Raw genomic sequence first — 13,352 nt, forward strand, 5'->3', positions numbered from 1 at the left:
ACTTGAAAAAGGAAACGAGCAGCTTTCAATCTCTTTTCCTGAAAGCCCTTTGGAGGTATGAACTCAGAGGGCTTTTCCCTTTCTATAAAGAACTTATTCAATAATTTATTGGTTCAGTCTAACTCTTACTTCTTCTTTGAGCTTAACATTTGTATGCACAAAGCTGAAGTTGTCAAGTAAATGAGTTACCTCATTGTAAATATTACCACGCTTCTTAGTGTCTTTGATGGTGATGACCAAACAAAACTCATGGCTTGGCGTTATTTTTTGTGCCTCACATTTTGTTTCAGTAAAATGCCTGAATAGCCCCTCTAGCTTTAAATACCAGTTTTTAGGCCCTTTTAAATACTTCTCTTTATTTGCATTGGTGAAGTCATCAAAATTTACACACCACTTCTTCACCGGCTGATATTTGTCTCCATAAGACACCAACATCCTTTCCGAAGCAAATGCCGTCGTTACATCATGTGAAGCCTTCTTGCTATAAACAGCAGTTGACAATACATTCTGTCTGCCGTCAGCTCCGATAGGATTTTTAATTGTGGCCTTACTCGTGTCCCTGGCAACCTTTTCATCATAGCTGCCGAACATTACATCAATGTTGGACTGACAATATTCAGCACCCTGAGAAACTTCAAGAATTGGTGCAGTTACCAGGGTTACTGTAACTTCGCCATAATGATATCCTTCTTCATCAACCATGCTGGGCGGAAAAGGGAAGTCCAGAATATCAATGAAATTTCCCCTCTCAAGAGTATCCTGCAGGATTAATGTTATTTCGTTGGGTTGGTTAAAGAGAATTTCGTTTACGTTTGATGGCAGCCCAAATCCAGCTGTATCAATTTTTTCCGCAATGGCCACTTTCATTTCTGGCGGGTATTTGGCAGAATGGATGATCAGTGCCTTTAAAAGTAACGGATTAAATTTCTCGCTGATCATCGCATCCAATCCTGCGGCAATAGCAGAAACCCGAGGCGTAGAAAAGCTGGTACCAACCTTACCCGCAACTCGTCCATCAGGAGCGAAGGAATAAACATGGTTGTAAACAGGATTGTTTCTATGGTCCAGGCCTGCATTGCCTCCAATGTGAACTACATCGGGTTTTATCAGGTAAGCAGGTCCGGGGCCTTTTCTCGAAAAAGGGGAGGGTGTATGTTTATCTGATATGTCAGTTCCGTTTTTATCATGTGTAAGCGAGCCGACAACCAACCCTCTTACAGTGTCTGCTGATTTAGAGATCCTTTTTGTTGGTGCACTTCTTGTAAAAGCGTCACAGTTCCCGGCTGACTTGCAGATCAATACGTCATGATGCTCCTGTATTTCGTCTAAAGCTTTAGCAAAATCTGAGAATTCATGGTGATCAGCTTCCATGCTAGTACCAAGAGAAAGATTCCAAATCTTTATCTCGTCATTTTTGCCGATTGCCTCACGAATATGCTCAATCAATTCATCTTCATAAATTCTCTGCTTTTTTATATCGGGCATTACAATCGCCTCAAATATCTTGCAGCCTTCAACGCCGGTGTAACCTTGCCCCTCCAATTCATCGCCATAAATCAATACGCCAGCTACGAATGTACCATGACTTTTATCTACATCATTGGTATGATATTTAGAAAAGCTATTTTTGTGGAGCCAGGGCTTGAGATGCGGAATATCTGCCACTCCGGTGTCCAGCACACCAACCACCGGGTAATTAACTCCTTCTTTCGGAACTTTTACCGGTATCTGTTTCTCTTCCATAATTTCATCAAGCGTTATATCGTAAACAGGCATTTCGCTTATCAACTGTACACCATCAAAATTTTTTAGTTCTTCAAAAGCGTCCTGTGTTACATCACTTAGCCGGTAAATATTTAGATCTCCGGAATAGGCAGCTCTTTCATATCGCAGTTTTTTATCATCGCAGTAGCTCTCAAACTGTTTTGTCACAATGCTATTCAATTCATTGTTCTCATAATTAATAAGCTTCAATTTTAATACGGTTTCCTTATCCGGTTCTACATCTATCACCGGCTTAAACTCTTCTACATTTGTAATTGCAGAGACACCCACAGTAGTAGAAAAGCTTGGAAAAGCATCATTTATATTTTCAAATTTCTTTAGTATAGATAGCACGTCATTCTGGCTATCAATCTTAACCAGAACTTCATCCTCGCCTGCAATACCGATCATATTTATTTTACCGATATTGAAAAGTGTGGCAATTTCCTTTCGATGGCTTTTTGCCAATGCTTCTTCGTTAAGTTTCACCTTTACAACAGATGGCACGTAGTTGTTCTGGTTCACTTTTTCGGCCAATGATCTGGAAATATTTGTGAGAACGTTGCTAACATAGGAGACTTTTTCCTGCAGTTCTGAAGGAGTATTCACCCATTTTGGCAGTCTCCTTTCGCCACCACCTTCGGTGTCCAATTCATCTTTCTGCCTCTTCTGAAAGAATTTTATAGGAAGGTTTCTTTCTGCCATTACTTTAAGATTGTTTGTTTAAATAATTTCTTATTTGCCTGACTGAAATTTTCATCCTCTCTGCTATTGCGGCCTGGGGTATTCCATTATCGTTTAAGAATTCAACAAGCTTTTCTATCACTAAGTCACCATGATGATTAAATTCAAATAGTTCAACTAACAGGTCTTCATATTTAAGTATGCTGTTGCCGCTTATGATTGCATGTGCCTTGGCATTGTTTACGATACTTTTTATATCAGAGGGAGTTTTCCCTTCCATTAATTTGATAGCCTTATCCAACTTCTTCTCGTCAGAAATAAAATCAGTTTTGAAGTCTGTTGTGAACGTTTTCAATAATTCAGTGATTTCATTTTCTTGAGGTGCACCAATCTCTATAACCGTATTAAATCTTCTCCAAATAGCTTTATCAAGTAGCTCCGGATGATTTGTCGCCGCTATGAGAATATTATGCGATGCAAAAGCGTCGATATTCTGCAAAAGACTATTGATAACTCTTTTCAATTCACCTAATTCGTATTGATCGTCTCTTGCCTTTGCAATGGCATCGAATTCATCCAGGAAAAGAATGCATGGTTTGTTATCTGCAAAGTCAAATATTTTCCTGATGTTTTTGGCTGTATTTCCCAAAAGAGATGAAACGATTGCATCGAATCTTGCGATAACCAGCGGAAGTCCCGTCTTTTCAGAAATATACCTTGCTACTGTAGTTTTACCGCAGCCTGGCTTGCCATAAAGCAGAAGGGTATTTGAAACTTCTATACCATTTTTGATCAAATCATCTTGATGCTTTACAATGCTAATAAAGTCGCTTACTTTATTACCAACCAGTTTGGGCAATACGATGGTGGTAGCCTCCTTGGCTGGCATTTCAACATCAACAATACTTAGCCTGCTTTCATTATCCACGGGCGTGGTTAGCAATTCATCCATGCTAACGGTTGTAGTATGTCCGGTCTCAATTGCTCTAAGAATCATTTTTGCCATTTTATTATCGCCGTCGTATCCTAATTTGTCGGCTAGCATTTTTGCATAGTTGTAAACCTTTTTAGGATCTCTAGCTAATCCTCCTTCTATTATCCGTAATATTTCCGTGTACATGGTAAGATTTTTCGTGTTTCTGTACCAAAAGTAAGCTAAAATGTATAAATAATACGTAAATACGGAAAAAATATCATTAAACGGGTTTAAATAACAAGTATACCGGACATTTTCTGATTATGGGACCTTTTTTCTGTAAAGTGTGAGTTATACAGAACAAGCCTTCAGCCATTGGGGCTTTTGCACGGAGTTCAGTTTGTAGATGGTGTTACCACAACAAGAATTTTACGCGAAGAAGTCTCCTTTATCGAATATCCAAGGTGGATAAGGCTGGTTTTCCGATCTTTTGTAATACGAAGGCAGAGCGGCAAACTGCCGTCCTTACTGGGCTTTTGAAAAAGAACAATTTTTACGCTGGCCATGTTGTACCCACTGAATTGGTACAACATTTACCGTATTTATATGCTTTTTCGCGATTTAATTTAAAATAAATACTATTGATTATCAGTCATTTAGTTCCATATCGAACCATATGAATCCATTAATTTTAAGACTGAAAATCCTTGTGTCGCCGGTTCGATTCCGGCCCACACCACGTTCAAAATGAAGCAGCTACAGAATAAAATCAGTAGCTGCTTTTTTCTTTATTGTTCTTGCAAAGCTTTTACCAGGATGGGTCCGAAATTCAACATGCCGTCACGCCCCAGGTTATCATTTTCTACATAAAAAAGGTTAAGCCCTGTATTGGCCAGGGCTGTTTTTTCTGCATTGGGGAAAACACCCAGGTTAGTCATGCAGATAGGTTTATCCCGCACACCATTTTCTCTGAAGATTTGTAGAAACTCAATTAGCCTGCTTTGTTCTTTTGAAATATCAAAAACCTTTGTCCCAAGTGCAATCACATCACATAAAGGAATGCTTTCCCTTATCCGCTCTAATGCAGTCGCTACGCCTTCGGGAATTTCAATCGGATCCAATACCACGGGTATGATTGTAAAACCATTTTGCATCGCAAAATCATCGACTATGCCCAGGCTTTTTTCATGACGCAGGATAACGAGAATTTTCTTGGATGAAGTCATATAGTATCATTTTGAAGATTGAAAGCAGGCGAAGATCTGATTTCTTTAATTCATTGCCTATTCTTAGCAGAAGGGAAAAATAAAGGACCCTACACTATCTGCAGCTCTGGCATCCTGTTTTGAAACTGCACTCAGGATGATTGCAAACCGTTTGCAGATCGCTCTGTACAAAACTAAAGTTAGAGCTACGGCAAATGTTGATGTGCGCGGGACTTTGAAAGTTGATAAAAATGTGCCCGTTCACTGGGTATATTTCAGAATTGAACCACAGTTTAAAGACAAGACCGATGAAAGCACAAGCCGCTAACAGTACATTTGCAATAGGCGAAGTTTCGTGCTCCGCATGAACAGTTAAGCCAAAAATCCCGCCCATCGCAAATCTGCAAAACATTAGTGGCAATTTTGTAAAGACATTTCATTGACATCAAAAAACAATTCTAAATGACAAGAGTATTAAAATCATTATTTCTCTTTTTTACATTGACAATATGGTTTTGTCATTTTGCAATTGGTCAATCAACTATTGAATATGATATTGTATTAACGGGTGGAAGAGTTATTGACCCGGAAACTAAACTTGATGCAATAAAAAATGTGGGCATCATCAATAATCGTATTGCCCAAATTTCATCAGAACGGTTAAAAGGTAAACAAACGATTAATGTACCAGGTTTAGTGGTAGCTCCTGGCTTTATTGATTTGCATGTACATGGCCGAACCAACACAGAACAAGAATATCAATTGCATGATGGACTTACTACTGCACTGGAACTGGAATGGGGAATTGAGAACCTTAAAGAGTGGTATGCAACAAGACAGTCAAAGGCATTGATAAACTACGGAGCAAGTGTATGCTGGCCTTATGAACGGTTTAAAGCAATAGATAAATATAAAGATGCTGTAAGTAAATTGCTTGAAACAAGTATCAAAGGAGAATCATCAATAGAAAAGCGTAATAGTGCTATTCTTCCTGCTGCAACAGAGCAGCTTACAACGGAAGAAATGAATAAAACACTTGATAACATTAAATCATCGTTGAGCGAAGGCGGGATTGGTATCGGAGTTCCTATCGGGTACTTGCCTAAAACAAATCCAACTGAAATGTACAAGGTGTTTCAGTTGGCTGGCGAAATGAATGTCCTTGTTTTCACGCACGTAAGAAATCCCGATATTATTTCAATTCAGGAAGTCATAGCTGATGCCGCCCTCACAAACGCTCCGCTGCATATTGTTCATATCAATAGTATGGCATTAGGTAATATTCAATTAGGCCTTGATATGGTGAATGCCGCACAAAAAAGAGGATTTGATATTACAACCGAACTTTATTCTTACACCGCCGGATCAACGAGTTTGGAAAGTGCAATGTTCTCTGACGGATGGCAGGATAGGTTAGGCATTAGTTATGGTGACCTGCAATGGGTTGCAACTGGCGAACGCCTTACTAAGGAAACATTTGAAACCTATCGCAAAACCGGGGGAACAGTAATCTTGCATGTGATGAAACCTGAATGGATTAGGACTGGCATTGCAGCACCTGGTGTTATTATTGCATCAGACGGAATGCCATATGCAAAATTGGCACATCCAAGAACCGGTGGAACTTTCTCAAGAGTGTTAGGTAAATATGTAAGAGAAGAGAAAGTAATTGACCTTATGACCGCTATTGAAAAAATGACTTTGTTGCCAGCTAAAAGACTGGAAAATATTGCACCAATGATGAGGTTCAAAGGAAGGATACAAATTGGTGCTGATGCTGATATTACTATTTTCAACCCCAATACAATAATTGATAAAGGAACTTTTGAAAATGGCCCTGCCTTTTCAGAAGGCATTGAATATGTAATTGTGAATGGTGTGGTTGTTTTAAGAAATGGGAAAACAGTTGACAATGTTTTTGCCGGACAACCAATTTACGGTAAGTACAAGCAATAGTACAAAGTATAATTCAAGAGACTCAAAACCTTTTGACAAATCGTAAATCTGTAGGACAGAAAAATTCCCCACCTGCGCCAATGCCCTGCCGGTTAGCGGAAATTCAATCTGGAAATATTCATCCTTCTGGCAATTAAAAAATTAAGGATTATGATTTTTACTTCAATTGTAAAGGAAAGACAACAACCATTGTTGATGTGCGTGGGACTATGAAAGTTGATAAAAATGTGCCCGTATGTTTTCAGGCAATGGGATTAGAAGTTGAGATTACCATAAATAATAGTGTTAAAGAAGAAATAGCAAATAAACTAATTAGTGCTACAGAGCAAAGTTGTATAGTATTACAAACGCTGATTAAAGGAATCCCGGTTCTGGTGGATGCGAAAATATTATACTGTGATAATACGTCTATTTAAACTTCCGCCAACAGGTGGTCCAGACAGGATTTGAATTTCAAATGCCGTTGAGCGGATTGTTGCTTATGTGAAGGATCGCCTTCGCGATACAACTGTTGGTGGCAGTTTCTTATTTAAAGGTGATCATTTAGTCATTCCGTTTGCAATGACTTCACAGGGTTTGCAACGGCGGCGGTTATGGATTGGAAACTGATCGTTGCTAAAGCAATAATTACTGCAAGTGATCCTGCAGCAAAAAATATCCACCAACTAATCTGGATACGAAAGGCAAAATTCTGCAGCCACTTGTTCATTACAAACCATGCCACAGGCCATGCAATTGCGAAAGCAATGATGACCAGTTTGATAAAATCTTTTGATATCAGCATTACAATAGTTGATACTGACGCGCCAAGAACTTTGCGTATGCCGATTTCCTTTGTGCGTTGCAAGATGGTCAAAAGTGACAACCCAAACAAACCCAAACAGGCGATGAAAATAGCAAAGCCGGAAAAAATCGAGAACACTATTCCAAAAAGCCTATCGTTGCCGTATTGTTCATTAAATTTTTCATCCAGGAAATAGTAGTCGAATAAATTACCTGGGAAAAATGAGTCATATTTCTTCTTAATTGCGGTAATTTTAGAGGAAAGATCCCGTGGGTCAACTTTTACAGAAAAACGGTGAAACATACTGTAGGTAGGTTTAAACATGGTTGGCTCAATGGGATAGTGGAGGGATCTTTGATGAAAATTCGCCACTACGCCGATAACATCGTATTTGTTTCCTTCGTCATTAATTTGCTTTCCCATCGCGTCATTTGCTGATTTAAAACCAAACAATTTCAGGGCTGCATTATTGATGATAATATTATGCGGCTTATCCCCGTAATCTGTTGCAATAAATTCTCTTCCTGCAACTAATCTCATTTGGTAGAGATCAACGAAACCAGGGCCAACGCCATTATGATGAACGGTGAAATGCGGTTCAGCAGGATCATCTGTTCTTTTTACGTCGGAATCTGTCCATAGTTCCTCCCCAGGCAAACTCTGAGAATATGATGCGCCTAAAACGCCCGGTATTTGCATTAATTCATTGGTAAAACTGTTTTCCTTTCTCAAAAATGTGGTATCCCATTGTGTGAGTGCGGGTCCCTTTACAATGAGCATTTGCGAAATGTTCATTCCCAGGTTCTGCTCATTTATAAATTTTATTTGCCGGAACACCACAAAGGAACCAATGATCAGCGCAATAGTCACCGCAAATTGCCCAATGACAAGAACCTTGCGTAATAAAATTCCCCTGTTAGATCTTGTAAATTTTCCCTTTAATACCATGATCGGCTTAAAAGAAGAAAGCACAACAGAGGGATAGAAACCAGAGACGAAAATGCCAACCACAATGAATGCGATCAATGTAAAAATACTGCTGTAACCATTTAGTCCCTTTTCAAACAAATAAAATAATGAAAGCTGGTGTTGAACCAATCTGTTAAATCCGTCCTGGGCAAGATTTACAAGAAGCAAAGCAATGAGTAATGCCACAATATTGATGATAAAAGATTCGGTGAGAAACTGCCCGATCAATTGTTGCCGGGTTGCTCCTGTAACTTTCCTGATGCCGACTTCTTTTGCCCGTTCCAATGCTTTTGCAGTGGCAAGGTTAATATAGTTTATCCATGCAATGACAATGATCAGCACGGCAATGATGAGTAAGCCCCAGACTGCAACTGCACTTCCCGTTTTACCAATCTCATCTTCGAAATCGGAATAAAGATGTGCTTTTGAAAGTGGCTGCAGGTAAAATTTTTCAACACTGCCGGAGATTTTGTTTCCCTGGAAATATTTCTGGCTGAAGGCTGAAAGCTTTGTTTCAAATACTTTATAATTTGTACCCGGCTTTAATTGTATGTAATGGTACATTCCTGGATACGTCAATTCATTTTCAGCCGTTATCCAATCTAATGAGCTATAGGATAAGAGCATGTCGAATTGCAGATGCGAATTTTCAGGAACGTCCCGAAAAATTCCGGTTATTTTAATAGGACGGCGACCTTCGTCGCTGATCACTTTGCCGATTAAGGATTCAAGATGATTATTAGCACCAAATATCTTTTTAGCAAGGGTTTCAGAAATAACTGTTGTGCCGGGTTCTATTAACGCGGTTGCAGCGTTTCCGGCAAGCAGAGGATAGCTAAACATTGCGAGGAAGGAATTTTCAACCCAGAGTAAATTTTGTCCCCCAATCCTTTTTGTGTTGTAAGAAATAATCCGCTGCCCTCCTCTCTGCATCGGGGTAAAATTGATCAGTTCGGGATAATCATGGGCCATCGCTTTACTGATTGCCGAATAGGTCATGGTAGTATGTTTAACCTGTTTGCCATTCTGATAACGGTCGTTCACCACCCGATAGATATCATCTGCATTTTTATTGAATTGATCGTAGCTCAATTCAAAGTGTACATATTCCAAAATCAAAAGACAGGCTGCCATGCCAATGGCGAGCCCTGCAATATTGATGAATGAAAACATTTTATTCTTCATCAAATTTCGCCAGGCGGTTTTGAAATAATATTTAAACATACTTAGGTAGGTTTAGGGTTAAATAAGAGCTATTAACAGGCCATCAATTTACATTTCTGCTAATCAGTCATTTGGTTATATTAGCACCCAGGCAAGGTGTTCGTTTTCGGTACAGTAGTGTCCGGTTTTGGTACACTGTAAACTATCTGACCAGGCATTTGTCATGTAGCCTGGATAAAATAAGTTAGTCCAAGCCGCGACAAGTTTCTCCCGTAAATAGTTTCCCGGGACAATTGGCTGCAGTATTTATCATGTTCTTTATCCGGCCCGGACAATAACCGGAATATGAAATATTGGAACGGGGGATACCCCGACCGGTCGCGGCTGAACGGTTTATGCCTTTGCGCGGTGGTGGATCTGGTGTGCGATCATGACCCAGCGTACAAAGGCATTCTTCCAATTTTCCCCATACATTTTGGACTCATCAGCCGGTGTGGCGTCATTCCATTTCAGGCGGATGGCATTGACCAGTTTGTCATTGGCTTTTTTTATATGCCGAAATCAATTCTGGAAAACTGGTATAGGATAGGCATTAGTGCTATGCGGTTGGGACGGATCCGCTGTTCGAAAAACAAAACACCTTTTAACACCAAACGGGCTGGAAGATCGGGTAGGGCATTGCCTTGTTGGCCTATGGAAACTGCAGATACGGGGATTTTCCCGGTATGTCGGATTTGGAAATTTTATTATTTTAATGGAGTTTTCGTTTAGGTGTGACCACTGTAGCGAATCTACGCGGCTATTCGTTGCCGGATGATTGACAACATTAATTTTCAACGACAATCCTGAAAGGGAAAGCCCGCGGATAATGTATGTAGATAAATCAAATAGTTTTTATATGGCCAGAGTTTTATTAACCTCCTTCATGGTTATTCTTTTCCTTGCATGTAATAACAAAAAGGAAGCAAAAGAAAAAGACAGCCAGGTTATTGGCTGCTATACCACAAAAACTACTGACAAGGATTGGTACTCCTCAGGCAAAAAAGCGCCGAAATTCAATGGATTGGAAGGTATTGCTTTCCAGGTTTCAACTTCTAACCAGGAAGCACAGGAATATTTTAACCAGGGAATGATGCTGGCTTATGGTTTCAATCATGCTGAAGCCGCAAGGTCATTTTATGAAGCTACCAGGCTGGATTCCACCTGTGCGATGGCTTATTGGGGCTATGCGTATGTATTAGGGCCAAACTATAATGGGGGTATGGAAAAAGATAATTTCCAACGGGCCTATGATGCTACCATTAAGGCGCAATCACTTTCTAAGAATTGCACACCAAAAGAGAAAGCGCTCATCGAAGCATTGGGGTACCGATACGCTGCAAACCCTCCGGTAGACCGCAGTTCACTGGATATAGCGTATGCATCAGCTATGAAAAAAGTGTATGGCCAGTATTCTTCAGATCCCGACATTGGGGCGCTTTACGCCGAAGCATTGATGGACTTACATCCATGGGATTTATATGACAAGCAAACAAAAAAACCGCGGGCGTGGACACCGGAATTGGTTACGGTATTGGAACACCTTATGAAAGTTAATCCCAAACATCCTGGAGCACATCACTTTTATATTCATGCGCTGGAAACTTCTGCCACTCCTGAAAAAGCATTGGAGAGTGCAAAATTGCTATACACATTAGTTCCCGGGTCAGGGCACCTGGTTCACATGCCTTCTCACATTTACATTAACACCGGGGACTATCATCTTGGTTCACTTTCTAACCTTAGGGCCGTGGAAGCAGATAGCATTTATACTACTGCCTGTCATGCGCAGGGCATGTATCCATTAAGCTATTATCCGCATAATTATCATTTTTTAGCAGCCACGGCTACATTGGAAGGCAATTCATCACTGGCATGGATGGCAGCTAAAAAATTACAAAAACATACTGCAAAGGATATTATGCACCTGCCCGAATGGGGTACATTGCAGCATTACTACACGATACCATATTATGTGGCAGCAAAATTGTCTATGTGGGATACCCTGCTTTCGCTTTCGCCACCTCCAAAAGACCTGGTCTACCCGAATGCAATATGGCACTACGCTAAAGGGATGGCTTACCTGGGAAAAGATGATGTATCGAATGCCCGTGAAGAATTGAACAGCCTCACTGGTTTGGCTGCTGACTCCACGCTACAACAGCTGACAGTCTGGGGTATTAATACTACTGCCGATCTTGCGCAAATTGCTTCAAAAGTACTGGCAGCATGCATCGCAACAAAGCAAAATGACTATGAACAATCAATTTCGTTGTTTAACCAGGCTGTTGCTATAGAAGACAATCTTAATTATAATGAACCACCCGACTGGTTTTTTTCTGTAAGGCATCATTTGGGAGCCGTTTTGCTTAAAGCGGGAAAATATAATGAGGCAGAAATAGTGTATCAAAAAGACCTGCAAACATGGAAGAAAAACGGATGGGCTTTAATTGGATTGTACAATTCGTTGGTGTTACAGAAAAAAGATACAGATGCGCAAACCTGCAAAGCCACTTTTGATGAAGCATGGAAATATGCAGATATAAAAATTGCATCATCATCGGATATTATTGATTAGCGATACGGTGAAAACCAAAAAACAAGAACCTTGATTTGGATACATCATTCAGGGATTTGACTACACCAGCCTGTATCAGTTGACTGACCTTTGTGTCATCAATGAAAATTAAATTTTAAAAAGTGCCATCAACAAATTGGACAGCAGGCAATATTCCTTCACAGCAAGGGAAAATCATTCTTATTACAGGTGAAAACAGCGGACTTGGATTAGTATCCCGCTTAGTTTAAGTCCGATTTTTGATTCTGGAATAAACAAAATATTTAAAGCCCCAACAGAATTATATCAAAGAGAAAAACGGCTTTTGTAAAATCGGAACCTGAACGCAACGGGAACTTATACTGAAAGCCCCCAAAACGTCAATTTCGGGAGCGATTTGCCACTCATTTTTCCTTCCTTTTTTTATCCCCCTGTCCTTTTTACCTGCCAGCCCCTACCGGTTGATCAACGGTTGATACCGTTGAATCAACTTTTTGTGCAGTTGGAGCAGAAACTATAATCCAGGAACACATTTTCTTCAAAGCTGAAAAACATGTCACCCGCGTCCGTTTCGCCGATATCATGTTTGTCGAGTGCATCCACCCCACATGTTTGTACGCATTCACCGGTCCTGCCTGGTGGCTATTCAGCCTATCACTTTTTATATGGAGGGTATTGTTTACCTGTGCGATTTTGAACTTCCGGCTCATACCCTAAGCGCCTGCCCGCTCGGCTTACCGGGAGGAGCGGCCCCGGTAACCAGCGCTTAATGATTCCGGTTATGCCAGATTGACGGCTAATGGCCTGGCTGTTTTCCTGGCAAATTGCGGGAGTTTGGTGAGTGTTTTTAAGGACCACTTAAGGACCACATGAAGACCATGTGAAGATTCCCAAAAATGCATTCCCGTAATCCGTAAATAACAGTACATCCAATTTTTGTGAAACTTAAAATCTGACAAAATGACTAAGGCCTGATAACCTGATCACCCGCAACATGAGTGGCTCGCCACATTCCTTAATTTGTATTGGCCTGAAGCCTGCAGGAAGCCTTCAATAAGCCCTCCATTTGCCTTCCATAAGCCTGTTTGAAGCCTGCCGGAAGCCCGGAGCGAGCCTATTTGGTGCAGCCGGGAAGCCTAATTAAAGCCAAAATAAGGCCTGATTAAGGCCGAAAAATTTACACCCACCGGGAGTGTAAAATAAACTGTGTCAATTTTTCAAAGTTCTATTTTTCAATGCGCTGTGCAGATTGATAATTATTCCGACACAGCCGATCTATGTTCTAAAGATGCAATAATTATCAATCAGTACAGC

General features: G+C 40.4%; 10 protein-coding genes. 5 read left to right on the plus strand and 5 right to left on the minus strand.

Annotated features, from left to right (window positions below; all coding sequences use genetic code 11):
* Positions 1-105: 105 nt before the first annotated feature.
* The 4 genes from LAQ65_RS18320 to LAQ65_RS18335 all read right to left on the minus strand — a co-directional run bounded on the left by LAQ65_RS18320 (position 106) and on the right by LAQ65_RS18335 (position 4,590).
* On the minus strand, positions 106-2,469 hold the full coding sequence (locus LAQ65_RS18320; RefSeq protein ID WP_224118458.1) for a S8 family peptidase: 2,364 nt from the start codon (positions 2,467-2,469) through the stop codon (positions 106-108).
* 4 nt (positions 2,470-2,473) lie between these two features.
* Complete coding sequence (locus tag LAQ65_RS18325; RefSeq protein WP_224118459.1) at positions 2,474-3,568, minus strand: AAA family ATPase; 1,095 nt, start codon at positions 3,566-3,568, stop codon at positions 2,474-2,476.
* 191 nt (positions 3,569-3,759) lie between these two features.
* The gene (locus LAQ65_RS18330) at positions 3,760-3,957 is read right to left on the minus strand and encodes an Arm DNA-binding domain-containing protein (protein ID WP_317197004.1); all 198 of its coding nucleotides are present in this window, start codon (positions 3,955-3,957) and stop codon (positions 3,760-3,762) included.
* A 195-nt stretch (positions 3,958-4,152) separates the two neighbouring features.
* Complete coding sequence (locus tag LAQ65_RS18335; protein ID WP_224118460.1) at positions 4,153-4,590, minus strand: hypothetical protein; 438 nt, start codon at positions 4,588-4,590, stop codon at positions 4,153-4,155.
* Positions 4,591-4,696: 106 nt separating this feature from the next.
* Between LAQ65_RS18335 and LAQ65_RS18340 the strand changes: the two genes are divergently transcribed.
* The 3 genes from LAQ65_RS18340 (at position 4,697) to LAQ65_RS21225 (ending at position 6,941) form a co-directional block, all read left to right on the plus strand.
* On the plus strand, positions 4,697-4,897 hold the full coding sequence (locus LAQ65_RS18340) for a hypothetical protein (protein WP_394369736.1): 201 nt from the start codon (positions 4,697-4,699) through the stop codon (positions 4,895-4,897).
* Between the two features lie 134 nt (positions 4,898-5,031).
* Entirely contained in the window at positions 5,032-6,525 is a 1,494-nt protein-coding gene (locus LAQ65_RS18345; RefSeq protein WP_224118462.1) for an amidohydrolase family protein, read from the plus strand.
* Positions 6,526-6,722: 197 nt separating this feature from the next.
* Positions 6,723-6,941: a hypothetical protein gene (locus LAQ65_RS21225; RefSeq protein ID WP_394369733.1), complete on the plus strand. Its 219-nt coding sequence runs from the start codon at positions 6,723-6,725 to the stop codon at positions 6,939-6,941.
* 131 nt (positions 6,942-7,072) lie between these two features.
* Here the strand turns inward: LAQ65_RS21225 and LAQ65_RS18350 are convergent, their stop codons facing one another.
* Positions 7,073-9,502: an ABC transporter permease gene (locus LAQ65_RS18350; RefSeq protein ID WP_224118463.1), complete on the minus strand. Its 2,430-nt coding sequence runs from the start codon at positions 9,500-9,502 to the stop codon at positions 7,073-7,075.
* Positions 9,503-10,340: 838 nt separating this feature from the next.
* Between LAQ65_RS18350 and LAQ65_RS18355 the strand changes: the two genes are divergently transcribed.
* Both LAQ65_RS18355 and LAQ65_RS18360 read left to right on the plus strand, forming a co-directional pair.
* Complete coding sequence (locus tag LAQ65_RS18355) at positions 10,341-12,059, plus strand: tetratricopeptide repeat protein (RefSeq protein ID WP_224118464.1); 1,719 nt, start codon at positions 10,341-10,343, stop codon at positions 12,057-12,059.
* Positions 12,060-12,646: 587 nt separating this feature from the next.
* Entirely contained in the window at positions 12,647-12,808 is a 162-nt protein-coding gene (locus LAQ65_RS18360) for a LytTR family transcriptional regulator DNA-binding domain-containing protein (RefSeq protein ID WP_224118465.1), read from the plus strand.
* The last annotated feature ends 544 nt before the right edge of the window (positions 12,809-13,352 follow it).

This window comes from Flavihumibacter profundi (assembly GCF_020076305.1).
GTDB classification, from domain to species: Bacteria; Bacteroidota; Bacteroidia; order Chitinophagales; family Chitinophagaceae; genus Flavihumibacter; species Flavihumibacter profundi.

What these genes read in the sequence shown, in the direction of transcription:
- LAQ65_RS18320 (WP_224118458.1), bottom strand. Translation starts at nt 2,469, where the DNA reads ATGGCAGAAAGAAACCTTCCTATAAAATTCTTTCAGAAGAGGCAGAAA.
- LAQ65_RS18325 (WP_224118459.1), bottom strand. Translation starts at nt 3,568, where the DNA reads ATGTACACGGAAATATTACGGATAATAGAAGGAGGATTAGCTAGAGAT.
- LAQ65_RS18330 (WP_317197004.1), bottom strand. Translation starts at nt 3,957, where the DNA reads ATGTTGTACCAATTCAGTGGGTACAACATGGCCAGCGTAAAAATTGTT.
- LAQ65_RS18335 (WP_224118460.1), bottom strand. Translation starts at nt 4,590, where the DNA reads ATGACTTCATCCAAGAAAATTCTCGTTATCCTGCGTCATGAAAAAAGC.
- LAQ65_RS18345 (WP_224118462.1), top strand. Translation starts at nt 5,032, where the DNA reads ATGACAAGAGTATTAAAATCATTATTTCTCTTTTTTACATTGACAATA.
- LAQ65_RS18350 (WP_224118463.1), bottom strand. Translation starts at nt 9,502, where the DNA reads ATGTTTAAATATTATTTCAAAACCGCCTGGCGAAATTTGATGAAGAAT.
- LAQ65_RS18355 (WP_224118464.1), top strand. Translation starts at nt 10,341, where the DNA reads ATGGCCAGAGTTTTATTAACCTCCTTCATGGTTATTCTTTTCCTTGCA.
- LAQ65_RS18360 (WP_224118465.1), top strand. Translation starts at nt 12,647, where the DNA reads ATGTTTGTACGCATTCACCGGTCCTGCCTGGTGGCTATTCAGCCTATC.